This is a genomic window from Vibrio sp. HS-50-1 (assembly GCF_024747315.1).
Classification (GTDB): Bacteria; Pseudomonadota; Gammaproteobacteria; order Enterobacterales; family Vibrionaceae; genus Vibrio; species Vibrio diabolicus.
Map to the genome: position 1 here is coordinate 743,430 of NZ_JAMPZF010000024.1, position 24,755 is coordinate 768,184.

At 44.7% G+C, this 24,755-nt stretch carries 20 protein-coding genes; 9 read left to right on the plus strand and 11 right to left on the minus strand.

The annotated features are described in order from the left end of the window. Nucleotides 1-46 precede the first annotated feature (46 nt). Both NDJ01_RS12965 and NDJ01_RS12970 read right to left on the minus strand, forming a co-directional pair. The gene (locus tag NDJ01_RS12965; RefSeq protein ID WP_258586809.1) at nucleotides 47-2,002 is read right to left on the minus strand and encodes an Hsp70 family protein; all 1,956 of its coding nucleotides are present in this window, start codon (nucleotides 2,000-2,002) and stop codon (nucleotides 47-49) included. After that, nucleotides 2,002-2,634 (minus strand): DUF2760 domain-containing protein, encoded by a 633-nt coding sequence (locus tag NDJ01_RS12970; protein WP_005394205.1) that lies wholly within the window; start codon nucleotides 2,632-2,634, stop codon nucleotides 2,002-2,004. Before NDJ01_RS12970 ends, NDJ01_RS12965 begins: the two co-directional genes overlap by 1 nt. A gap of 289 nt (nucleotides 2,635-2,923) precedes the next feature. On the opposite strand from NDJ01_RS12970, the gene NDJ01_RS12975 reads away from it, so the two are divergent. Further along, nucleotides 2,924-4,465 carry a sensor domain-containing diguanylate cyclase gene (locus tag NDJ01_RS12975; protein WP_031780387.1) on the plus strand — a complete coding sequence of 514 codons (1,542 nt, stop codon included), beginning with the start codon at nucleotides 2,924-2,926 and terminating at the stop codon, nucleotides 4,463-4,465. Between the two features lie 83 nt (nucleotides 4,466-4,548). Beyond that, on the plus strand, nucleotides 4,549-5,079 hold the full coding sequence (locus NDJ01_RS12980; protein ID WP_005394213.1) for a 3'-5' exonuclease: 531 nt from the start codon (nucleotides 4,549-4,551) through the stop codon (nucleotides 5,077-5,079). A gap of 252 nt (nucleotides 5,080-5,331) precedes the next feature. On the opposite strand, the gene NDJ01_RS12985 is transcribed toward NDJ01_RS12980, so the two are convergent. The 3 genes from NDJ01_RS12985 to NDJ01_RS12995 all read right to left on the minus strand — a co-directional run bounded on the left by NDJ01_RS12985 (nucleotide 5,332) and on the right by NDJ01_RS12995 (nucleotide 8,262). Next, the gene (locus tag NDJ01_RS12985) at nucleotides 5,332-5,772 is read right to left on the minus strand and encodes a TerB family tellurite resistance protein (protein WP_258586810.1); all 441 of its coding nucleotides are present in this window, start codon (nucleotides 5,770-5,772) and stop codon (nucleotides 5,332-5,334) included. A gap of 189 nt (nucleotides 5,773-5,961) precedes the next feature. Further along, the gene (locus NDJ01_RS12990; protein ID WP_258586811.1) at nucleotides 5,962-7,902 is read right to left on the minus strand and encodes an alkaline phosphatase D family protein; all 1,941 of its coding nucleotides are present in this window, start codon (nucleotides 7,900-7,902) and stop codon (nucleotides 5,962-5,964) included. A gap of 9 nt (nucleotides 7,903-7,911) precedes the next feature. Then, a complete protein-coding gene (locus NDJ01_RS12995) occupies nucleotides 7,912-8,262 on the minus strand; it encodes a hypothetical protein (RefSeq protein ID WP_005377676.1) in 351 nt (116 codons plus the stop codon). A 236-nt stretch (nucleotides 8,263-8,498) separates the two neighbouring features. Between NDJ01_RS12995 and NDJ01_RS13000 the strand changes: the two genes are divergently transcribed. Together NDJ01_RS13000 and NDJ01_RS13005 are read left to right on the plus strand one after the other, a co-directional pair. Then, nucleotides 8,499-9,803 (plus strand): MipA/OmpV family protein, encoded by a 1,305-nt coding sequence (locus NDJ01_RS13000; RefSeq protein WP_258586812.1) that lies wholly within the window; start codon nucleotides 8,499-8,501, stop codon nucleotides 9,801-9,803. A gap of 62 nt (nucleotides 9,804-9,865) precedes the next feature. After that, on the plus strand, nucleotides 9,866-10,285 hold the full coding sequence (locus tag NDJ01_RS13005) for a hypothetical protein (protein WP_225311865.1): 420 nt from the start codon (nucleotides 9,866-9,868) through the stop codon (nucleotides 10,283-10,285). A 75-nt stretch (nucleotides 10,286-10,360) separates the two neighbouring features. Here NDJ01_RS13005 and NDJ01_RS13010 read toward each other — a convergent pair whose 3' ends face one another. Next, entirely contained in the window at nucleotides 10,361-10,945 is a 585-nt protein-coding gene (locus NDJ01_RS13010) for an FMN-dependent NADH-azoreductase (RefSeq protein WP_258586813.1), read from the minus strand. Between the two features lie 185 nt (nucleotides 10,946-11,130). Between NDJ01_RS13010 and hrpA the strand changes: the two genes are divergently transcribed. The 5 genes from hrpA to NDJ01_RS13035 all read left to right on the plus strand — a co-directional run bounded on the left by hrpA (nucleotide 11,131) and on the right by NDJ01_RS13035 (nucleotide 18,958). Then, nucleotides 11,131-15,117, plus strand: a complete 3,987-nt coding sequence (hrpA, locus tag NDJ01_RS13015) for an ATP-dependent RNA helicase HrpA (protein WP_258586814.1) — start codon at nucleotides 11,131-11,133, stop codon at nucleotides 15,115-15,117. 182 nt (nucleotides 15,118-15,299) lie between these two features. Then, entirely contained in the window at nucleotides 15,300-15,779 is a 480-nt protein-coding gene (locus tag NDJ01_RS13020; protein WP_005394221.1) for an outer membrane beta-barrel protein, read from the plus strand. Nucleotides 15,780-15,978: 199 nt separating this feature from the next. Continuing rightward, nucleotides 15,979-16,494 carry a porin family protein gene (locus NDJ01_RS13025; RefSeq protein ID WP_258586815.1) on the plus strand — a complete coding sequence of 172 codons (516 nt, stop codon included), beginning with the start codon at nucleotides 15,979-15,981 and terminating at the stop codon, nucleotides 16,492-16,494. 372 nt (nucleotides 16,495-16,866) lie between these two features. Beyond that, on the plus strand, nucleotides 16,867-18,447 hold the full coding sequence (locus NDJ01_RS13030; protein ID WP_005394224.1) for a BCCT family transporter: 1,581 nt from the start codon (nucleotides 16,867-16,869) through the stop codon (nucleotides 18,445-18,447). A 121-nt stretch (nucleotides 18,448-18,568) separates the two neighbouring features. Beyond that, nucleotides 18,569-18,958, plus strand: a complete 390-nt coding sequence (locus tag NDJ01_RS13035) for an ATP-binding protein (RefSeq protein ID WP_046875242.1) — start codon at nucleotides 18,569-18,571, stop codon at nucleotides 18,956-18,958. 19 nt (nucleotides 18,959-18,977) lie between these two features. Here the strand turns inward: NDJ01_RS13035 and NDJ01_RS13040 are convergent, their stop codons facing one another. From NDJ01_RS13040 to NDJ01_RS13060, 5 genes are all read right to left on the minus strand, one after another. Beyond that, nucleotides 18,978-19,616 carry a sugar transferase gene (locus NDJ01_RS13040; RefSeq protein ID WP_005394228.1) on the minus strand — a complete coding sequence of 213 codons (639 nt, stop codon included), beginning with the start codon at nucleotides 19,614-19,616 and terminating at the stop codon, nucleotides 18,978-18,980. A 10-nt stretch (nucleotides 19,617-19,626) separates the two neighbouring features. Beyond that, complete coding sequence (locus tag NDJ01_RS13045; protein WP_006742949.1) at nucleotides 19,627-20,814, minus strand: glycosyltransferase family 2 protein; 1,188 nt, start codon at nucleotides 20,812-20,814, stop codon at nucleotides 19,627-19,629. Next, nucleotides 20,807-21,925, minus strand: coding sequence for a glycosyltransferase (locus NDJ01_RS13050; RefSeq protein WP_006742948.1), 1,119 nt, complete (start codon nucleotides 21,923-21,925; stop codon nucleotides 20,807-20,809). The genes NDJ01_RS13045 and NDJ01_RS13050 overlap by 8 nt, the downstream gene beginning before the upstream one ends. A gap of 220 nt (nucleotides 21,926-22,145) precedes the next feature. Beyond that, on the minus strand, nucleotides 22,146-23,579 hold the full coding sequence (locus tag NDJ01_RS13055; RefSeq protein ID WP_006742947.1) for a chain-length determining protein: 1,434 nt from the start codon (nucleotides 23,577-23,579) through the stop codon (nucleotides 22,146-22,148). Further along, nucleotides 23,576-24,700, minus strand: a complete 1,125-nt coding sequence (locus tag NDJ01_RS13060; protein ID WP_258431043.1) for a glycosyltransferase — start codon at nucleotides 24,698-24,700, stop codon at nucleotides 23,576-23,578. The genes NDJ01_RS13055 and NDJ01_RS13060 overlap by 4 nt, the downstream gene beginning before the upstream one ends. Nucleotides 24,701-24,755 lie beyond the last annotated feature (55 nt).

Genomic DNA, 24,755 nt, shown 5'->3' on the forward strand with positions numbered 1-24,755 from the left:
CGTGTATTTAAAAACGGCACCCGATTGGATGCCGTTTGACTTCTAATTATTGTTCTTCGTTTGAGTCACTTTTCGCGTCTTCGCGCACATCGAACTCAACATGCCATTTTTGCCCGTTATCAGCGGCAATGGCTTCTAAGTAAAGCGTACCAAGCTCTGTTACGCGAGAAGCTAGGGTAACTGGAACCACTTCACCTTCACGACGACCTTCTGATACAGGCAGCGTTACTTGGATTTCTGGTAGCTCTTCAAGCTCTTCTGGTGCCCAGTAGTCAAGGTGAGTACCTGCTAGGTCGTCACGACGAACGGTTGAGCCGAAGAATTGGAAGTTAACTGGCTGGCCGATGATCAAACCAAACTCTTGGCTTGGTACGTCAACGCTTGAGCCTTCTTCCATACCAAATGGTGCTACACACAGCGCTTCCATTGGAGGCGCCATGCCCGGAATCGCAGGCATCGCACTTTCGATACCCACGTAGTACGCCGAAGCAATACCGCCGCGGATACGAACGCCTTGACCACGACGCACAGAGCCGTAGTAAGCCGCACCGCTAGCAACCGCAAGGTCTAGATCCACACCTGTTAGGCGTTTCGCCATTTCTGCGTCTGCTTCAATTAGCCATTCGTTAATCGTGTCTTCTAGACGAGTGGCTAGAAGTTTTGATTTCAGCACACCACCGTTGAATAGGATTGCCGTTGGTTTGATGAAGTCAGCCGATTGCGCTGCATCCGCGCCTTGCATACCTGGCATGTTTGCAAATGGGTTGAAATCTTGAGCTTGCGCTGATTCACCACCGCTTTGCGCGTGTGCTTGCTTAGACAAGAACGCTGCAATGTGACGAGTAATACCCGCATCTTGTGCGTAAGGAAGACCCATTTGCGTTAGTGCGCCACGGTTACGTTGAACAGGGTGGTCCGTAATCGCAACTTGAGGGAAGAAGCCGTCAACCAATGTTTGTTGTACTTCTTCTTGAGTCAGTTCTGTCTTCAACGTTGCGCCAAGCAGTTTAGAACCGCGGCTTGGTACCACGATTGGTACTGACTGAAGTTCGCTGTCGTTCAATAGCGCTTCTTTCGCGTCACGACATGCGTGCGTCATCGCCTGAACTTGCCACGGCTGTAGCTCTTTGCCTTCTTGCGCTAGCTTCATCTTCAAGCGGTACGCAAGTGCAAGGTCCATGTTGTCACCGCCAAGTAGGATGTGTTCACCTACCGCGATACGGTTCAAAGTTAGGTTGCCGTCGTCTTCAGTTACTTCAACCAAAGAAAGGTCAGTTGTACCACCACCGATATCGACCACAAGCACAATGTCGCCAACTTCAACTTCGTCGCGCCATTTGTCGTTGCTGTTATCAATCCAGTTGTAAAGCGCAGCTTGAGGCTCTTCTAGAAGCGTTAGGTGCACAAAACCAACGTTGCGTGCTGCTTCGGCTGTTAGATCACGAGCAGCAGGATCGAAAGAAGCAGGAACCGTAATAGTTACGTCTTGATCGGCAAGGTTGTGATTTGGATTGGTGTGATTCCAAGCGTCTTTTAGGTGCTCTAGGTAAAGCTCTGTCGCGCGAAGAGGGGATACTTTCTCCACTTCTTCTGGGCTACCCGCTGGTAGGAATGCGTCACGACGGTTTACACCACCGTGGCAAAGCCAAGATTTCGCACTTGCAACAAGACGAATTGGTGTTTTTGAACCTAAGTTACGTGCAATAGCACCAACCAGAGCTTTTGGCTCGCTCGACCACGGAAGAACGCGTGATTGCGGGTTCATTTCGTGTTCGTGTGGTTGGTATAGGAAAGAGCCTAATTGGCTACGAGTCTCTACTGTACCCGGCGCAGTCAGCTGCGGGATAGGCATTACTTCTACGCGAGCATCTTCGTCGTGTGTATCAACAAAAGACATGACACAGTGTGTTGTACCTAAGTCGATACCAACACTGAATTTAGGCGTCTGTTGAGTTTCAACAGACGCTTCTTGAGAGTGGTTTTCTTGGTTCATGTGTTCCATTACAGCTCAACCTCGGCTGGAGCAATCACAGATGCATCGTAGTTTTCAGCCAGCTTAGGAAGGTTCATTGATGTTGCCTTCCAGCCTTTGTGCACTAACGTGCCTTGGAATGGCGCGCTACCTGTCACGTTGCCAGTAAGGCGGATTTCTTGTGGGTTGAAGCCTTCTTCAACCGTAATACGAGTTTCTTCGTCTTCGTTGCGAACGTGCGCAAGTGTTACGTAATCGTTCAATACTTTCTGGCCACCAGTATGAATTACGCGAGCTGCTGCGCCTACTTCTTCATCAGAGAATGACGTTAGGTCTTCTTGTAGGAAGTCGATCAGACGAGCTTCTTGCTGCATGATAGAAAGCAGCTGCATTGCAGAGTCTGTTGATGCTGTTGCAAGTTTCGATTCAACTTCAACCACTTTTTCAACGACTTTCTCAACTTCAACGACTTTTTCTACTTCGACGATCTTCTCAACTGGCTTCTCAACTTCGACGATTTTCTCGACCGGTTTTTCTACGACTTTCTCAACCACTTTTGATTTGCGAGAGACCGCGACTAAAAGAAGCAAAACGCTCGATGCGGTTAGGCCAGCGTGAAGCATATCGAACGTTTGAGGAATTAGGTTCAAATCAATGTTCATGACGTTTTTTCTCTTTCTATTGATTATTGGTGCTCAGTATTGGCTCATATGTGTTCACTAAAACGATCGTCTTTGCGATCTTGCACCAAGTTTAGACATTAAAATGATGACGGATGGTAGCATATTCAAGGCTTAAGGCTGTAATAATTCGTGACTATACCGTACGAACAGCGTGAAAAATCGACGATCGGACTGCCCAGCATAGGTTGTTGCTTGATGTTTGTGCGTTGCTAACGCAGTATTTCAATAGATCCCGAAGTTTAACTTACGGAAGTATCAAAATTACGATATGACACAAAGCACCGCTCACAAGAGCGTTATCAAACGACATTCAGACTCTATTCTAGCTTTTGCAGCGACGTTGTGTGTCACTGCTGGTGTGGTCGGTGCTGCTTATACGATGCAGCAACGGTATACGCAGACGACGTTTGATACTTTAGCTGACCGACAAGCAGAATCACTGAAAGCGAACGTCGAAAATGATTTAAAGTTTATTGGTGCAGGTGCAAACTTTTTTCATTCGATTGAACGCACCTATTGGTCTTCGTTCCCAATGTATGCGGAACAAGTAATCAATAGCTCGCGAAGTCTAATTGGACTTCAATGGATGCAAAAGGTCGAATTCGAAGACCTTGATGAGCATATTTTAAAGACCCGTCAAACATTTCCTGATTTCCAACCGTTTACCGTTCCTAAAGATGGCCCCAAAACCTACGGGTACATTTTTGAACACAAAGAGCCAATTTTTATCGCATCGGATATTTATCCAAGAACACCAGAAAACCTTTCTCTACTAGGTTTCTATTTTTCACGTAAACGCTTCGATCTCATCTTGGATGATATATCCACAAATGGGCGAGCGAATGTCTCGGATAAAGTTCGCTTACTGCAAGATGGGTATGACAAGTCCATTCCTAAAACTGGGCTGCTAGTGTTCCATCCAGTGTTTGACTTCGAGAACCAACATTTACTAGGTGTAGTGACAGGGGTGATTCGAAGTACAGTTTACTTTGAGGATTTGATCACGAAAACCGCGACTGAGCTAGATATGTCGGTGCGCGTAGAAGATTTAGGCTTTGACGCAGCAGATGACCCCGTTCTCTTCCAAAGTTCAAACTGGGACAACATTCGAGGGACGGTTATAAGCCGTACCATTCAACTGCCTAATCGTGAGTGGCGGATTGATTTTAAACTTTCTGATGCCGTCTCTGCTTGGGAGCGTTCTATTTTAGCGGGCACGACATTAGCCGGGTTGGTAATCGCCTTTTTGATTAGTTGGATTGTGAATTTACAGTCACGAGAAAAAGAGCGCTTGGCGGTCATGTTAGAGCTTAAAACCGTCGAATTAAAAAGGATGGCTGAACGTGACCCTCTAACTCAGTTACTCAATCGCCGAGCGTTTAACGATCATTTGCTTAGCCAGATAAACAAAGGTGTTAGCTTCGCATTGGTTGGTTTTGATATCGACCACTTCAAAGTTATCAATGACAAGCACGGTCATTTAGGGGGCGATGAAGCATTGCAGCATGTGACTAAGCTAGTCAGTGCGAATCTAAAGCCTGGAGACCGATTTTATCGTGCTGGTGGTGATGAGTTCTGTATTATTTCTAAAGTCATTGATAAAGAAGCACTGGAAGCTTATCTGGAAAAGTTGCGGAGCATCGTGGCAAGTACGGCTTTTGACTATGGCGATGCTTCAATCATTTGCACGTTAAGTATCGGCGCGGCTGTCCATAAAGATGAAGATCCTGAAAGCTTGTATCACAAAATGGATAATCAACTTTATTTGAGTAAAAAAAACGGTCGTAATAATGTGTCGATTGGCGATTAAATGGGCGTGCAAATTCGAGTTTTACACCGTGTTACGGTAGAATCGCACGCTTTAAAATTTTATGTTAGGAATCAAGACAAACTATGAACCATAACCGTATTGTATGCTTCGATTTAGAAATGTGTTGCTGGAACGAAAATGGTGTCGGCAGCACGGGTGAAATTATCGAAGTTGGGTTGGCTGAAATAGATTTGTCTAGAGGCGAGATAGTCAAGCGAGCTCAATACTACGTAAAACCTGAACATGATGAAGTTTCGCTGTTTTGTGCCGAGCTAACAGGTATTACGCCGCGTAAAATTGAAAAACAAGGGCGCCCATTAGAAGAAGTGCTTAAATCCATGGTTAAGAACTTTGGTGGTCGAAACAAGATTTATGCATCATGGGGCCGAGATGACCTCATCCTGCTTGAAGAGTGTAAGCAAAAAGGTATTGAAGCGCCATTTACGGAGTTCATCAACTTAGCGACGCTTTATCGCATTCAAAATCGTCTTAAGGATAAGCGTATTGGTCACCGAGCAGCTCAAGAAGCAAAAGGCATTGATTGGGAAGGGCGCCAACATTCTGGTTATGTGGATGCCTACAATTTAGCGAAGCTTGCTCTGACTATGCTTTAATGGTCCGATATAGATAGGCAAACTTGTAATCAAATCGTCATTCAACCATTGTTGTTTTGTCATGGAATCTGTTTAGTGTAGAGCTCGTCAAACATATTCATATCTTGACCAGTATTTTAATAACAATGTCGTTGGCTTATCGAAAAAACGCGCGTAATGCGCGTTTTTTTATGGCTATAGAATTCAATCTTCGCCATCATTTCACGGTAGACTTGAAATAGCTTGCGCGACTTACATGTTTACCTTGTTTCTTTACTGAGATTGCAACTTTGCTCGAATGAACTCACTGTGCTCAACGTAGAGTAGTTCTGCTGTTTTGCGGATCACTGCATCTTCTAGTGGATCAATTTCGCCATCGGCATACGCCACTTCCCACATGCTTTTGATTAAGTTGTAACGAGTTTCTTGAGTCAGCTCTCTTAGTTGAGAGGTAAAGTCGTACAGCGAAGCGGAATCTTTTATTTTCTGTTGCGCTTGCTCTAACAAAGTATTTGATTCTTCTTCATTTAACGAAAGCAGTTTCATCAATAAAGAGCGCTTTGTTTCTTGCTCTTTATCATCGACGTTATGGTCTGCGTCAGATACTTCACACAGCAAGCACGCGATAGCCATATTCGGAGAGAGTGTGTTGGTTTGGCTTAAATCAGAGCCTTCAATGAGCTGTTTAAATAATGAGGTAAGAGAGTTAAACATATTGAACACCGAGCTATTGTTTATTTGGTTAACATGGTCATAAATACGGTAGATCTCAAGGTGTGGTATCAAATTTAGCACGCCGTTGACAGTCAAGAGCTTTGCTCATCTACCCAAATCCCTCGTACTTTTAAGTTCAGTCAAAATGACTTGCCTTCAAGAAAGGGCAAGTCATTTTGGGAGCGAGATTTAGCCTTCTGCACGAGTTGGTGGAAAATGTACCTCTTCACCATCGCTCGTTAGAATGCTAATTTGGCTCGGCTTTCCTTCGTCATCAAGACGCAGCTCACCAATGGCGCTGTGGTTAACTAAGCGATAAAAATTGTGCGTACTTGGTGCGCGTTTGTAGATCTTTAGACGCTTACGTTTTGTAAACCAGTTTAAAGGCGAACGAGGGCTATATAGAAGCCTATCTAGACCATCACAAATATTGAGCAATTGGGTTGGGAACTGATTTTTAATCCCGCTACAGGTGATTTGATAGATATTCGGACTATTTTTTCGGTAGCGAAGTTTAATGTCGTATGCAAAAGAGTAGTGCACGTCGCCAGAGAGAATAACGAAATTGGTCGGCGTCTTAGTATGTGTAAAAATACTAATAAGCGTATTCGCACTTCCGGGGTGCGCCATCCAGTTTTCAGCATCGACCATCAATGGTTTACCAAGCATCGTCACTACTCGCTGCAGTGCTTCGATAAACTTCACTCCGAACATTGGCGCGGCAGAAACAATGATAACTTTGTCTTGATGAACAAGTTCTTGGTGGAATTCAATCATTGCTTCCCAGTCCATTAACCCAGAGGGCTTGTTCATTTTAGACTCAGAACGCCAGCGTCTGGTTCGCGTATCTAGCACGACAACTTTTGGCGTCGTCGGAATGGTGTAATGCCAATTCTCAAAGCGATACAAATATTGAATAAATGCATCTTGAGTTTGTGAGGAACGCTCGTTGAAAAAGCGTTGAGCGATACTCATAAACTCATCATTGAATTTTTCTGGCGCGTTTCCCCACCCTTGGCAGAGCCAGTAGGCAATCAGGCTGTTCCCGATAATACGTTTTGCAAAGGCGTTGCTGTACGCGGCTTGTTCCCAGCCTATGGTAAGGTTCCAATCGTCGGTGACATCGTGATCATCAAAGATCATGTAGGTTGGAATGTGAGCAAGTAGGCGTTGAACATTATCTAGACCTGAGACGAATTTATCTATTTGAGCTTTTTCTTCTCGCCATTGCTGTTGCCATTTGGGGTCGAGAGTTGCTCCGCCGACAGTAAACTCATTTTCTAATAAGCGATCTGTCCGAATAAGCTTCCATAAGGTCGGAGACCAAACCAATAAGTACATTGCAAAGCATTCGGCAAAGCTTATTAGATGGTTTTCACACTCTTTGGCGCTGAATATTGGCGTCCCTCTGTGCGGGAAAAACGTACTCAGTAAACTGCCATCATTCACATAATGAGGCAACAATTTGTCCCGACCATAATAACAAGCTGAGTGCTGGTAGAGGGCATTGGTATTTTTTATCGGCGCTTGCTCGAATTCTTCGCCCGGTAAACCGAGTAGGGCAATGACTTGTTCGATGGCGTCCAGAGTAGGGCCTGCAACATGGTCTGCGTAGATTTGGTCACCACTCATGATGAGCATATCTGGTCTTTCTTCGATGGTTTGAGATGCGATTTTATGATCTGCAGCGACCAATGTATCTTTACTGAAGTGGTGGGGATTCCGGCACGAGCCATGCAGGACATAATCTGCTTTTTCGCTGATTAGGAACTCAACGCCCAAATTTGGACTGTTATCTCGTTCATAAGTCAGATGAGGAAGCAGTTCCGTTACGGAGCCGTGTTGCGTTTGTATTTGATAGCGTAACGTTTGATGGGGCGGAAACTCGCCCTTTAATTGCAACAAACAGCACCACGCATTGAGACCGATTTGAAGCTGTTCTTTTTGCTCACTTAAGGGGGCTTGATGAAGGACGGAGGCGTTTTCATCCGTAATTTGCACCATACCCTCCAAGCGTTGGGTGGTGACTAGCCAAATATTGATTTCAGTTGCGGTCACTTTGCGCAAAATCGGACCTGCAACGATAAGAGGAAGTGAAGATGTTTCAGTCGTATTCATCAATGCTGGCAAAACGGCTCCTTATGTGTCAGCTTCTTCTTCTAATATTTCGATAACTTGGGAACTGCTAAGTTCATGTCCCATAAGGAATAAACCTAGCATAGCATCGGCTTTTGACGCGTTATCACTGTCTTCATCCAAAATCTGCTGAAGTCGCGTTCTGATTAGATCTATTTCGTGCTCGACGAAGCCGCGTCCCTCTTCGTCTCCCTGACCATCTTCTGGAGCATTATCAAAGTGCAAAAATAACATGTCACCATCAAGTTGAGTCCCTATCAACCTTTCAGGCAGCCATGCTTCTCCCATCACAATGTCTGGGTCCGTGTCTGCGGGTAAATGATTCAAGGTAGAGATAAGTTCTGATGCTTTCACTTTTTACTTCATTATGTTTGATTTAGAACTAAGCTAGAGTTTTAAGAGCTTGTTACGATAGTAAAATATTCACAAATAAGCTCATCTAGTCGTGCAATATTAATATAATCTTGGGACTCAAACTGTCACGAGGATGACAACATTTGTCATTGTAACGGCTATCATCAGAAGAACATAAGCTTTAAATGGCAAATCATTGATGTTTGCCTGCTTCTCAACCAACATTTTTCGAACTCATGAAGAGATTAATTCTAACAACACTCACTTTGCCTTTAGCTGCGATGGCTTCTTCTGCGTATGGTGTAGAAGAGCAAACATGGGGAATTGCAGCGATGTATCGCACCGCATCGATCCCGTTTTATACCCCCGATAATGACTCGACGGTGAGTACATTTGTACCAATGATGTTCTTTGAAAACGAGCATTTGTATATCAATGGCATTGAAGGCGGCGTTTTTCTGTATGACGAGAGTGATTCTGACTGGCGCGCGAGTGCGATCATGCGATTGAGATTTGTTGATATTCCCATGTCGCTACAAAATGCCAATGAAGGGGACAGAGTCGACTTCGGTGGTCAAGTTCGTTATAGCATTAACGACAACTGGCGCGCAGAAGTAGAATTAATGACGGACGATGAACTCCAGTTTCACTCTAATTATCGCCTTGCCGCTAATTATGCGTTTGGTGATTGGGAGTTAGAGCCATCTATCACGATTCGATACAAAGACGCTGACTTCAACAGTGAATATTATGCGTTTAAAGATGTTACTGGGGAAAGAATTGGAGCAGGACTTGACGCCAACCTCGGCATCAAAGCGCGTTATCATGTGACTTCCAACTTGTATTTATTGGGGGAAACGAGTGTCACTCGCTTAGATGATAATGCCTACAACAGCCAGCTTGTAGAAGACCGATATCAAGGTGAAGTGTTTGTCGGTTTTGGCTTTTTCAACGATAAAGGCAAAGCTCCGAAATCAGCACTGAGCAATAAACCATACCTACGTATCGCGCATGGTTGGGCGACGCCTTCAAATATTGGTGAAATATTTAGCTTTGAGAGAGAAAAAGACCCATACAACAATCAACTTACTTCACTGTTTTATGGGCACCCGCTAACGGACGAGTTGTTTGGTTTTCCTCTTGATATTTATTTAACGCCAGGTTTGGTTCATCACTGGTCGTCAAGTGTTCAGTCCGCGAGCACAGAATACGTGATGGCGATTAAGGCTTATTATACCGTTAATTGGCCAACGACTTGGCGATTTGGTGTTGCGGAAGGTATGTCATACGTCGACAACATTACCTACATCGAAGGAACCGAAATGGAAGACAAGGGTTATACACCAAGTAAGCTACTGAACTACTTAGACTTCTCGTTTGATGTAAATATAGGTGACTTATTCAACCAAAAAAACTGGGAAAATATGTGGGTGGGTTATTCATTGCATCACCGCTCAGCAATTTTCGAAAGTGCGTCCCAGTTTGGGCGCATTAAAGGCGGGAGCAACTACAATACCATTTACTTCCAGTTCGAGTTTTAGTGCATCGTAAGATGCATATAGGTCGGATTTGCAACTGACTTCTTTATCACCCATTATGAGTAATGATGAATAATACAATGCTGCTTTCAACGCGAACCTTCGTGTATCGTGCCAAAGTTAAGGCTGTTTGTGATGCATCTGATGAATCGGATGGCATGAGCACCATGAGTATCGACTCCTCATTCAATATTCAAATTGAGGCGATAAACTGTACCAACGATGAATTTGCCAAGCGCTTTTTTGTCGTCCACGGGGAAGGACATTTAGAGGGTGACGAATGGTTAGTGTTGTACGTCAATTCTCTTGAGGTTGACGTTGGAGACGATCTCGAAATTCCGAGTGATGTCGCGTTTGATGCGATGATTGAGAATATGATAAACGAAGCCGAGCAGTCTTTGGAAAAGCTCTATCACGAAGCGCTACACAACTTAGAGAAAGTGAATCGCTCTGGGAGAAATAAGATAATTTCTAAACACGATTAGGGCATTTTGATCGACAAGGGATTGGCGCGAACCAATCCCTTGTTATTTACATTCTACTATCGAGCTTAGGGCAATTTACGCTATCGCTGCAAGTTGGCTCTGCGCTTCAGAAATGCCTTTCTCAGCGAAATCTTCACCCATGTTTAGCGCTTCCGCATAAACAAATTCCACATCAGTGATACCAACGAAACCTAGCACGGTACGCAGGTATGGTGTGACGTTGTCTGTTGGTGAATCTTTATGGATACCACCGCGAGTCGTGATGACAATCGCTTTCTTACCTTCGATCAGGCCTTGAACGCCGTTTTCTGTGTATTTGAATGTCACGCCAGCACGAGCAATCAAATCAATCCAGTTTTTAAGCTGAGTTGGAATTGTAAAGTTATACATTGGTGCGGTAATAACCAAAGTGTCTGCGGCTTTTACTTCTTCAATAAGGGTATCCGACAGTTCGACAACCGCTTGTTGTTCTTGTGAAAGATCTTCCGTTGCGCGAAGTGCAGTGGCAACGGCGAAGTCCAAAACTGGTAATGGGTTGGCAGCCAAATCACGAACAGTTAGCTTGTCTTGGTCTACATTTTTGATGAAGTCTTCAACCAGTTTGTTTGATTGAGAGTAATCGCCAAGGATGCTTGATTTTAGAGCTAGTACACGAGACATAATGGTTATTCCTTAAATAAGTACTTTTGACTATGGGAGCCATTATAAGCGAGGCACGTTGGTTAAAAAGTATAGGGATTCGCTGAACATGTTCGAAAAATTTGAATGTGGTTTCGGTTATCTTGTTGCAGATCTTGTGTGATACAATCCGCGCAGTTTTTGTAATGAAAAGAATAGGAAACGCTTTGACTTCGTCACAGCCCCCAAAAAAGAATCCCGCTGAAGAGCAAGCGACACCGTCAAATGGTGTGCAAAAGGCGACAGCGAAACAAGATAAAGCACCTCAGGCTCAAGTGAATAGCGCGGCGTCTCTACGCAAAGCGTTAAGCCAGTGCATGATGCGTGACCGCTTCCGTTTAAGTAAACGCATTTCTGGTGCGAGCAAAATTAAGAAAGATGCAGCACGTAATGCTGTGTTTGATGAAATTGCACTCGACATTGCTAAATCGATGATGGTTGCGGAACAACGCAGCAACTACAAACCAACGATTGAATACCCAGAAATTCTGCCCGTCAGCCAAAAGCGTGACGACATCGCTAAAGCTATTGAAGAAAACCAAGTGGTTATCGTCGCGGGTGAAACCGGTTCTGGTAAAACCACTCAGCTGCCAAAAATCTGCGCTGAGCTTGGTCGCGGTAAGTTCGGCCTGATTGGTCATACTCAGCCTCGTCGTCTTGCAGCGCGTTCGGTTGCTAACCGTATTGCCGAAGAGATGGAAACCAAGCTTGGTGAGTTTGTTGGTTACAAGGTTCGATTCAACGATCAGATCTCTGAAAATACCCAAATCAAATTGATGACAGATGGTATCTTGCTGGCTGAGATTCAGCATGACCGTTTCTTGAATCAATACGACACCATCATTATCGATGAAGCGCACGAGCGCAGCCTCAACATCGATTTCATCTTGGGTTACTTGAAAGAGTTGCTGCCACGTCGTCCTGATTTGAAAGTGATCATCACGTCGGCAACCATCGACCCAGAACGCTTCTCAAAACACTTCAACAATGCACCAATTATTGAAGTGTCAGGTCGTACTTACCCAGTAGAAACCCGTTACCGCCCACTAAGTGGTGATGACGACAATGATCGTGACCAACTTGAAGGCATCTTCGAAGCGGTCGACGAATTGTGCGATGAAGGTTTAGGTGACATCCTGATCTTCATGAACGGTGAGCGTGAAATTCGTGATACCGCAGATGCACTGTCTAAACGCAATCTGAAGAGCACCGAAATTGTGCCGCTTTACGCGCGTTTGTCGGCGGGCGAGCAGAACAAGATTTTCCAACCTCATGCTGGTCGCCGAATTGTACTGGCAACCAACGTGGCAGAAACCTCGCTAACCGTTCCGGGCATCAAGTATGTTATCGACCCGGGCACGGCGCGCATTAGCCGCTACAGTTACCGAACTAAGGTTCAGCGTCTTCCAATCGAGCCGGTTTCTCAGGCGAGTGCGAACCAACGTAAAGGTCGTTGTGGTCGTGTGGAAGAGGGTATCTGTATCCGTCTGTACTCAGAGGAAGATTTTGAGTCGCGCCCAGAGTTTACCGATCCCGAGATCCTGCGTACCAACCTAGCATCGGTTATCTTACAGATGACGGCACTTGGCTTGGGCGACATTCAAGCCTTCCCATTTGTAGAAGCGCCGGACAAACGTAACATCCAAGATGGTGTTCGTTTGCTGGAAGAGCTTGGCGCGATTAATTCTGAGGTAAAAGACCCGAAAAAACGCCTAACTTCCATTGGTCGCCAATTAGCGCGTTTGCCAATCGATCCACGCTTGGCGCGTATGGTTTTGGAAGCGCCAAAATATGGTGCGCTTAAAGAAGTGATGATCATTGCAGCGGCCTTGTCGATTCAAGATCCACGCGAGCGTCCTTCAGACAAACAACAATCATCAGATGATAAGCACCGTCGTTTCTTCCATGAAGAGTCGGACTTCCTGACGTTTGTAAATTTGTGGGAATACATCCAAAAGCAGCAAAAAGCCTTGTCTAGCAACCAGTTCCGCAAGCAATGTAAGCAAGACTATTTGAACTACTTGCGCGTGCGTGAGTGGCAAGATGTGTACTTCCAAATTCACCAGTCGATGCGTGAAATGGAATTCAAACTGAACGATGAGCCTGCGTCTTACCATGGCGTACACAGTGCGATCTTGGTTGGTTTGTTGTCGCACATCGGTATGAAAGACCAAGAAAAGAATGAATATCAAGGCGCGCGCAACGCTCGTTTCCATATCTTCCCTGCATCGGGTCTATTTAAGAAACAACCTAAGTGGATAATGTCAGCCGAGTTGGTGGAAACCTCGAAACTTTGGGGCCGTATCATTGCCAAGATTCAGCCGGAATGGATTGAGCCATTAGCCAAACACCTTATCAAGCGCAGTTACAGCGAACCGCATTGGTCGAAGAAACGTGCGGCGGTGATGGCGCACGAAAAAGTCATGCTTTACGGCGTGCCAATCGTACCGAAACGTTTGGTGAACTACGGCAGTATCGATTCGGCCGTTAGCCGCGAAATCTTTATTCGTAGTGCATTGGTTGAAGGTGAGTGGGAAACCAAACACGCGTTCTTTAAGCAAAACCGCAAGCTTCTGCAAGAAGTGGAAGAGCTTGAACACAAATCTCGTCGTCGTGACATCTTGGTGGATGATGATGAGTTATTTGATTTCTATGATCAACGTGTTGGTACCGAAGTGGTGTCTGGTAAACATTTCGATACGTGGTGGAAAAAAGCATCGAAAGAAGATCCTGAACTGCTGAACTTTGAAAAAGAGATGCTGTTCAAGGGTGATGCTAGCCATGTGACCGATTTGGATTACCCGAACTTCTGGCATCAAAATGGTTTGAAGCTCAAGTTGAGTTACCAATTTGAACCAGGCGATGATAGTGACGGTGTCACAGTGCATTTGCCGTTGCCGATTTTAAACCAAGTTGAACCAGCGGGCTTTGACTGGCAGATCCCGGGTTTGCGTCATGATCTTATTGTTAGTTTGATTAAATCGCTGCCGAAGACGATTCGTAAGAACTTTGTACCTGCGCCGAACTATGCCGATGCATTCTTAGCACGCGTAACACCAATGGAAGCGCCGCTGCTAGACTCGCTAGAAAAAGAACTGCGCCGCATGACGGGTGTAGAAGTGTTGCGTGAAGACTGGAACTTGGAACAGGTGCCTGAACACTTGAAAGTCACGTACCGAGCGGTTGATCATCGAAATCGCAAACTGAAGGAACATAAAGATCTTCACGAATTGAAAGAGAGCTTGAAAGACAAAGTTCAAGAAACGCTTTCTAAAGTGGCGGATGACGATATTGAACAGCAAGGTCTGCATACGTGGAGCTTCGGTGAATTGCCGAAAGTGTATCAACAAAAACGCGGTGGCTACGATGTAAAAGCGTATCCAGCACTTGTTGATAGCAAAGACAGCGTTGAAATCAAACTCTACGAAACGGAGTACGAGCAGATAACGGCAATGCGTGCTGGCCAGCGTCGCCTAATTTTATTGAACGTACCGTCGCCAATTAAATACTTGCACGCTAACTTACCGAACAAATCGAAGTTGGGTTTGTACTTTAACCCTTACGGCAAAGTGCTTGATCTGATCGATGACTGTATCGCCTGTGGTGTCGATAAGCTTATTGAAGAGCAGGGGGGCTTAGCTTGGGAGCCAGAGAAGTTCGAAGCGTTGAAAGAACACGTTCGTGCTGAACTGGGTGATACCGTTGTAGAGATCGCGAAACAGGTTGAGACTATTCTGACAACGGCGTTCAGCATCAATAAGAAGCTAAAAGGCAAAATCGACTTCACTATGGCGTTTGCTCTGTCCGATATCAAAGCACAAATTGAAGGCTTGATCTTCAAAGGCTTTGCGACGGAATGTGGCTGGAAACGCTTGCCGGATATTCTTCGCTACATGCGTGCGATAGAGCGTCGTATGGAGAAGTTGCCAATCGATCCAAACAAAGATCGTTTACATATGCTGAAGATTGAATCTGTGACTCAAGACTATAAAGAGTTGCTGAATAAGATCCCGAAAGGCGTGGCCATTCCTGAAAACGTAAAAGAAGTGCGTTGGATGATTGAAGAGCTTCGCGTGAGTTACTTTGCTCAACAATTAGGCACTCCTTATCCTGTTTCTGATAAACGAGTCAAAAACGCGATTGATGCTTGCTAATCAACCAGTAAAATAGTGTCAGATTTGTAATTCTCGCGTATGAGGTTACTGGTACACTAATTGCTAGTAACTCAATAAGCGTTATTTTTTAGTTCTGGGAGGCAATGGTTCGCCTCCCTTTATTTGTAGTACCAACGACTGAGTTATGCAGACGTGGGAATAATAAAGAGTAAAGGTAGATGATGAAAAAAACTCTATTAGCAGTGGCGCTACTTGGCGCATCTTCTGCGGCAATGGCAGATTCTTGGATTTACGGTGGTGCAACAGTAGGTCAGTCTGACTACAAAGGTGAGACGGATACATCATACTCTGTTCACGTTGGTACAGGCATCCTACCTATCATTGGTATTGAAGCAGGTGTGACGCAACACGGTGAATTTAACGTAAATGGTCAAGACACTAAGCTAACGTCTTACTACGCAGCACTTAAGCCAAGCATCGACTTTGGTCCACTGCATGTGTATGCAAAAGGTGGCTTCCACCAGTGGGACAAAGAAGTGAAAGGCGGCAAAGACGATGACGATTTGGATCTAATGTATGGTGTAGGTGCTGAGTACTTCATTTTTGGTCCAATGTCTGTTGGTGCTAGCTACATGAACTACACGGCGGGTAAAGACGATATCGGCACGTTCTCTGTTAACGCAACACTGCATTTCCTATAAGCGTCTAGCTTTCTAACACCCATATGAAAAACACCGACTTTATGTCGGTGTTTTTTTGTCTGGAAGTCACAAAACAAAAGTTGAACATAAATTATTCACTTTTGGCTCTTAAAATGCTCATGCTTTCCAATATATAGTGGCGATTAAATGCGCATATTTGCGTAATGTTTCGCTTAGGAATCGCTCAGGAAGGGATAGTATGAAAAAAACACTCTCGTTATTAGCTCTAACGTTGTGCTCAACATCAGCAATGGCTGACTCATGGATTTACGCTGGCGGTCAAATTGGTCAATCTGATATCGATAGCGAAAACGATACAACCTACGGTATTCATGTAGGTACTGGTATTTTGCCATTCATTGGCATTGAGGCAGGTTACTTTAACCACGGCAAAGTAGATTTATCAGTGAGTGGCAGCAGGGGTAGTGCTGATTTTGATTCATTCTATTTAGCAGCGAAACCAAGCATCGACTTTGGGCCGCTTCATGTCTATGCCAAAGGTGGCATCAATGCATTCAATGTTGATTATGACGGCGGACTGAGAAATTTAGATAAAGATGATGGTGTCTCTTACATGTATGGTGTCGGTGCCGAATACTTCTTGCTCGATAATGTTTCTATTGGGGCAAGCTATCAAGCGTTTGGCGTGGATATTGACAGCGATAGTGACACCGTGAGCAGTGTGACGGGGAATATTACCTTCCATTTCCTATAATACTCAGTATCTATGAAATCTTTACTGACTTGGTTTCATCGCTAGCTTTGAAACCAAGTCAGTGTTACTTATCTCAATTTACGCGTCCATCAATGATAAAGCCACAGAGCGCAAGTATTTCCAGTGCTTTTCTAACGATCAAATTACGATAAAATCAATCGTTAGACCTCATAATTTTTGTGTTGATATTACTTTGTTCTTATCTGCCTTTAACTGAGCCAAAAATGCAATAAATGGCGATTTTTTGCAAAAATATGTGATTGCTGCTAAACTTTGCCCCGCTTTAAAACTTTAGAGTTCAAATTAATGGAGGGCGGTATTGGAGTTCTTCTCACCTGAGGGGCGTTTCAAATTCACGTTAAATTTGTATTTATGGATAATGCATTTAAAAAATATAGTATCGACACAACAGACTATCAGGTTGGACAGGACAACGTTCAAAAGTGGGGATTCGACATACATAACCCCGTTTTTGGCATCAGTGCGGGTCTCGTTGTTTTCTGTCTAATTTCACTTCTTCTTGTTGAGCCAACCACTGCTCGTGATGTATTAAACGGTCTGAAAAACGGAATTATCGAACAGTTTGATGCGTTCTTTATGTGGTCGACAAACTTCTTCTTATTATTCGCTGTTGCTCTTCTTTTTTCTCCGCTGGGTAAAATCCGCTTAGGTGGCAAAGAAGCAACGCCGGATCACTCAACCGTTTCTTGGTTGTCGATGCTCTTTGCAGCTGGTATGGGTATTGGCCTTCTGTTCTGGAGTGTGGCGGAGCCGACCGCGTACTTCACTGATTGGTGGGGAATGCCACTGAACGCAGTGCCATACACAGAAGAAGCGAAATCTCTAGCGATGGGTGCCACCATGTTCCACTGGGGTGTGCATGGTTGGAGTATTTACGCACTCGTTGCACTAGCACTTGCGTTTTTTGCTTTTAACAAGGGTTTACCGCTTTCATTGCGCGCGGCGTTTTATCCAATTTTTGGTGACCGAGCATGGGGTTGGTTAGGACATGTTATCGACATTCTTGCCGTTTTATCCACGCTGTTTGGTCTTGCAACGTCGCTGGGTCTCGGTGCTCAGCAGGCGACCAGTGGTATTAACCATGTCTTTGGTCTAGAAGGCGGCATTGGTACACAAATGATTGTGATCACCTTTGTTACCTTTATCGCGGTGCTATCAGTAATTCGTGGTATTGATGGTGGTGTTAAGCTACTGAGTAACGTCAATATGGTGGTTGCGTTTGCCCTGCTTATTTTCATTACCTTTATCACGTTTGATACGGCGTGGGGTTCGCTACGCGACACAACAATGGCTTACATTGAAAATATTATTCCGTTGAGCAACCCCCACGGTCGTGAAGATGAAACTTGGATGCATGGCTGGACGGTATTCTACTGGGCTTGGTGGGTATCTTGGTCACCGTTTGTTGGTATGTTTATCGCGCGTGTGTCTAAAGGTCGTACGGTTCGAGAATTCCTGTTCGCAGTGATCGTTATTCCTACAGTCGTTACCTTGATTTGGATGTCTGTATTCGGTGGTATCGCGCTTGACCAAGTGGTGAATAAAGTGGGGGAGCTAGGTGCAAATGGTCTAACTGATATTTCACTGACTCTGTTCCATGTTTACGATGCGCTACCGTATAGCTCAGTGATTTCAATGCTTTCTATCGTGCTGATTCTGGTGTTCTTTATTACATCATCAGACTCTGGCTCACTGGTTATCGATAGTATCACTGCGGGTGGTAAGATTGATGCACCAATTCCACAGCGTATTTTCTGGGCTTGTATTGAAGGTGCAATTGCAGCCGTTATGCTTTGGGTTGGTGGCAAAGAAGCCTTGCAAGCATTGCAGTCAGGTGTGGTTGCAACGGGATTACCGTTTACCTTTGTTCTGTTGTTGATGTGTGTAAGCTTGGTTAAAGGGTTAAGAACCGAACTGTCAGCTTACAAATAAACACTATCCACTATTGAATTTAAATGCCGAGCCTAATGCGCTCGGCATTTTTTATTTCTACTTTTCTTTTTCAATAATTCCGTTACAGTTTGGGCTTATTCCCACCTCATTTAACAGCATTATGTCACTGGCTAAACTCATTCTTATTCGTGGACTTCCAGGTTCAGGTAAAACAACCTTAGCAAAGCAACTGGCGATAGAGCTTGGTGCTAAGCATTTTGAAGCTGACATGTATTTTGAAAATGATGAAGGTGATTATCACTTTAACCCAACTGAATTACCCCAAGCGCACGAATGGTGTTTTCAGCAAACTCGAGAGTGGTTGAACAAAGGGAAAGTCGTGATTGTGAGTAATACGTTTGTTCGGCACTGGGAGATGAAGCGTTACTTGGACTACTGCGTGAAGAAGCGCATTGAGGTGGAAGTTAAGGTGTGTCGCGGAGCGTATCAAAGCATTCATGATGTACCACCAGCGACCATCGAAAAGATGCGACGCCAGTGGCAAGAGTGACCGTTACCAGAACCAGGGGTTACTGACCTCGTCCGTCAATCATCACAACGAATGTTTTGCTCATGATTGAAAGGTCCATTGAAATCCAAGAGTAGAACGAACCTAAGCTTAGTGCGTAACTGTGGTCAAAACCAACTTTACGTCGTACATCTTCGATGCAAGCATCATAGCCTTGGTTAACTTGTGCTAGGCCTGTAATTCCTGGTAATACGCCATATGTGCGTTCTACAAAATAAGGGATTTCATCTTCCAACTTTTGGTAGAAAGCAGGGCGCTCTGGACGTGGCCCGATCATCGACATTTCACCTCTCAACACATTAAACAGCTGTGGTAACTCATCTAAACGCGTCTTACGTAAAAAACGTCCTACTGGTGTGATTCGAGGATCATTCTCGGTTGCCCAAACTGCACCGGAGCGTTGCTCCGCATCAATATACATGGTGCGAAACTTCATGATTTGAAAAAGATCCATTTTTTCTGGTGTACAGCGCCCAACACGCAGTTGACGATAGATCACTGGGCCTTTTGATGTGATTTTTATAGCTAGCGCGATAAATGGGAATAGTGGTGCAGTGACGAGCAAAATAAACATTGCAACCAGTACATCAAACGTTCTTTTCGCGTGGCATACATTTGAATCGTAGCGTGAGTTTTTCATGATGCTTTCCTTATTGGTTGACGCGTTTCCAACGTCCATTTTCCATTCCTAGCAAATACTTCATACCGCCGATGAAATTGGCGAGATGACCAATGACGATATAGCTAATCAGTTTAAAAGGCTTGACTGTGTTAAGTGCAGGCACCAAGTAAGTGACAAGTGCGATACCATAAACACAGGCTTGAGCGAGCAGCATTATTTGAAACAGCGGGTTGTGTGCCAGTAGCAGTGAACAAACCAAGCAAACAATCATCAAATAGGGTGTTGCCAAGCGCAGAACCTTTCCCGATAGAAATGCAAAGGCAGTGCCACGATAGCGAGGTAACAGTAATTTCTTTAATTGCATGAGCTGCTGCATGTTACCCGCTGAAATTCTTAGGCGTCGCTTGAAGTCTGCGTCGTCTGAGCTTTGTTCGAGTTCAAGAGCCAGCATGTTAGGTTCGTAGATAGCGTTATAGCCTCGCAAAACGATTCTCATAGGGAGAATAAAATCGTCATTAATGGTGCTGACTTCAAGTGGTTCAAATAGGTGGGTTCTGAATGTATAAAACGCACCGTGAGAACCAATCGTTGAACCTAGCAAGGATTCTTGGTGCTTCACTCGAGACTGGTATTGCCAGTACGCTGCTTCACCTTGGTTATCGGTACTCATTATTTGATATGTCGCGTTAACCACTCCAACCTTCTCATTTTGATAATGCTGACTAGCTAGCAACAGAGAATCGCAAGAAATCAATGCCGATGTATCACTCAGTGCGGTAATGTCCGAGCTAACATGACGCATTTCTTCGTTGAGTAGGGCAACTTTACCGCGATTGACTTGGTGGTCATTAATGATGAACAGTGTATCGGAGCAGATTGCTTCTTGAATCGTCGCTTGAGCAATCTCGGCTGTGTTATCTGTGCAGCCATCACATGCGATCACCACTTTCAATTTATCTCTTGGGTAATCTAAGCTCGCAAGGTTGCGGATCTTTTCTGCTATCCATTGTTCTTCATTGTAGGCGGGCACGATGACAGTAATAGATGGTAACTGACTGTCTGTTTGAGAGGCTTTGTAAGCTCGCTCTACAAATGGTGCTGTGGTTTTTTGCTGTTTTAAAGGAAGCCATTTAAGTAGCAATGGATAACCAACATGATGATAGACAATCAAAAATGCGGATAAACCAAAACCTGTAATCCAAAGTAAATCATTCATAGCTAGCCTCCTTGGCCAAACGTGAGTAGCGACTCACCATGTCTCTGATATCAAAATGTTTGAGAATAAAAGTTCGAGGAGAACCATGGGTTGATTTCAATTGCAGCGATAAAGCTTCCGCCAAAGAGAACACTCGGTTGGCTTCAACCAATGTGCTGTTAATCGGGCAGAGCGTCTCTTTCACGCCACCAACATCGGTTGCGACACAAGGAATGTCACATGCTTGAGCTTCTAGTGTTGAGAGGGGGAAACCCTCTTGAAGCGACGGTAAACAAAATAAATCGAGGCTTTGGTAAAAGCTGGGCATATCATCGACCAAGCCTAAAAAGGTAACGCGATCCTCAAGTTTTAACGTTCTAACTTGTGCTTCCAATTGAGCTCTCTGAGAACCATCTCCAGCAATGGCTAGGTGTGTGTTTGGCGTAAGATGAGAGAAGGCTTCGATAAGCACTTTATGGCCTTTAACTGCTTCTAAACGTCCAGCCACTCCAATCACGGTTTTGTTGGCTGGAAGCCCAAACAAGTTTCTCTTGGTTGCTTGATTACCGCTTTGAAATTTCTGGCAATCGATTCCATTATGTATGGTGCAGACTTTGCGGTAATTCAGTTTTGTCTGGATTTGTTCGGCGACAAAGTTCGCATCGGCAACCACATGTGGACGAATCATTTTTAGCAGTAGGGACTGAAGTCGAGCTGACTTTCTGTTATTCAGATGCCAGGCGTCGTGCTCAGTATGGATAATTACTGGCACCTGCGCTAAGCGTGCCGCAATCCCACCATATAATAGTGGACCGATATGGTGAGTGTGGACCACATCAGGCTTAAGTCCTTTGAGCATGGAAGTCAGCGTACTGATGGTTTTTCCGCTGAATCCAGGTTTCTTATTGAGAAAGTGCAGTTGGCCTTGGTAGGCCGAGAGTTTTGACCAGCATTGCAGTGCTTGCGCTTTGCTTCCCTCTAAACTTACGACAAACACGGAATGATTCGGTTGCGCAAAACGAAGCATCTCTAATACGAGCGTTTCCAAACCGCCAGGAGCTAAGTGCTGCACGACGTGTAATATCACTTTTTTATTGCGTTGAGTGCTATTTTGTTTTTGTCTGAATTCCATTCTCAAACCCTCGTTGAGTTCTTTGTTTATTCAGGAATTGCAGACTGCGTGCCAAAAAATTAAGTTTTTAAAAACATGGAGTTAATGGTGGCGCATATGAAGGGCGATGTTTATTCTCAATTTGAGATTCATATTAGTGGAAACCTTATGCAGAGTTAGAATAAGCACAAAAAGAAAAGCACTCGCTGAGCGAGTGCTTGTAATAGAGTGTTAACGGCTGTTAGCTTCCGTATACCACTTTAGGTAAGGTGGTGATCACAGGAACGCCAAGATGCTTTTCTAATGCTCTTTTAGAGCGGATAGAGTTATCTGCTAACTCAAGTATCGTCGCTAATCCAATGCCCAAACCCGCGCCACCGATAAACCCTAAAATGACAAACACAAAACTAGGTAAGTTAGACGGAATGGTTGGTGTGAAAGGTTCATCAATGATTTTCACGCGTTTATTCTCTTCAAATACGCCAAGTGAACCAGTTAATTGAGCCATTTCATAACGCTCTACAAGGTCATCATACATTTCTCTTTTTACCGCGACATCACGAGCTAGGCGGTTAATTTCTGTTGCTGTGCTACCAAATCGATGCGCATTACTTTCTAACTCTTGAATCATTGTTCGTAAGCTATTGGTTTCTTCTGTGAGGGCTTCAAAGCGTCCGCGCATAATTTGCAGTTGGTGAAGCTGAGAGACCAGAAGAGGCTGAGCTTCTCCAAGACTGTTTACGGTGGTATTGCTTGCGATATCCCAAAGTTGGGCGCTGTTTAATTCCGGTTGTTTAGAGTTCAATAGTACTGAGCGCTCTTGCTCCAAGCGGTTTAACTCTCGTAGCTTGCCTTGAACCATGCTATGTGCCTCAGTGTACTTGGCGCGAAGCAAGGTGAGCTCACTACGAATGTCGATGATTTGTTCTTCAAGCTTACCGATAACCGGGTTGGTTTTAGAAAGCTGTTGGTCCAAACTACCTAGGCTTCGGGTAACACCAGCAAGCTCCGCTTCTTTTTCTGCCAAGGTTTGTTTAAGGCTTGCCAGACGAGTCAGGCTTTGTGCTTGCATTTCAGGCGTCGCGTGAGAGTAAGTATTCTTGTATTCCGCGAACGCTTGCTCTGCTTTATCCAGCTCTTCTCTGCGTTTATTAATATGGATGGTTAAAAAGTGACTTGAATCTTTAATTGAAGATCGTTCAGGAGCTAAAAGCTGTTCGACAAAATGTTCGCTGACGGAGAGTAACATCGACTCCATGCCATTCGGTTTGCCACTTCGTAGTTGGATTTGAATGAAGTCCTTACCGAGCTGCTGAACAGACAAACGCGACGCGAGATCTTTAATGATGAACTCTTGCTCTTTGGCACTCATTTCGTCACTAATCAGCGCTTGTTCTTTGGCAACTGAGTACAAAACATGTCGGCTTTTTAGCAAGGTACTGAGTGCGCTCAATCGATCTTTCAGCATGGTTGAGACGGCAAGATCTTGAAGGAATGGGTTCATTTTCGCTGTCTCTTGGATAAGCATACTTGTATGAGCGACATAAGTCGTCGGAACCAGTTTACTTACGATGAAACCCAGCACAGGCAATACAAGCATAGGAATAACGATCATGTAGCGACGTCTCCAAGCACCATGTAACAGTACGCTGAGGTTTTCTCTTAAATCGTTCATAGCGCCCTCACTAATTTATCAACTTGGTTGGCTCTTGCTTCCCAGCTTTGCTGTTGAACAAATGACTTTGAATCTGTCGGTGGCGGTAGGAGGTGATCGAGACTGGCACGCACGTCTTCGACATCTTGAACCACATGGAGCATATGTTTGTAGGGCATTAATGCGGGAAAGGGTGTGCTGATAACAGGGGTTCCTGTTGCCAAGTACTCAAGAAGTTTAAGCGGATTACATGCCTTGATTTGAGCGTTATCAACAAAGGGCAACCAACTGGCATCCCAGTGTTGAGAGTAACGTGGCAGAGTGTGATGCGCTCTCGGGCCTAGGTAGTATATGTTGCTTCTTTGTGGAAGTGGATTGTCACTGAACTCGTTGGGGCCGATGAACACGAGATCCCAGTCAGGCGCTTGGTCTGCGACTTGGGCAATTAAGTCGTAGTCTAACCATTCAGACAAACTGCCATAAAAGCCCAGCACTTTGCGACCATTATTAGGAAAATCTTCAGCCTTAGGTGCTGGCTCAGAAAACAGACTAAAGTCGACACCGTGAGGCAAAGTGACGGTTTTACCAGATGGAAATTGAGTGGCGAGTTTGTCACTTGCTGTAAAAATCACATCAGCCGCGTTAACCAGTGTACGTTCATGCTTGGCAACCGTGTCGTGGTTAACACCAGCTAAAGCGCTAAAGTCATCGCCACAATAGTAAATTAGCCCACGTGAATTCATTTCCGCACAAACATCTGCGGCCGTTGGGAGCGATGTCCAAAATATAGGCTTATCAAAACCAAGAGCGTGTAATTTTTTATTGAGCTGGTATTTCATCATCTTAGCCGCTACTTTTCTTGCCAGCGCAGAACTTGGAGCAGGAATAGTGAGTAGGTTAATGGTGTGAATATTTGGGTTTATTGCAGACTCTAACGTTGGCTTATGCGATCCAGCGTTATTAAATACACGAGTGAGCTTGTTTAACGCACGTTGCATGTCTTTAGTGGTCAGCCTAGGTTGACGAAGACCGATTGAGTTAACCCAAAGGATGCGGTGGCTCGTTGCTAGTCGTTTGACAATGTGTTGAGTGGAGGAGGGTAACCCGCCAAAATCTTCTCCAAATACTACGATGTCTGTCATGTGGCTCTCCTTGAGTCTTTGTTATTTGATTACTAATCAAGAGAGTAATCACAAT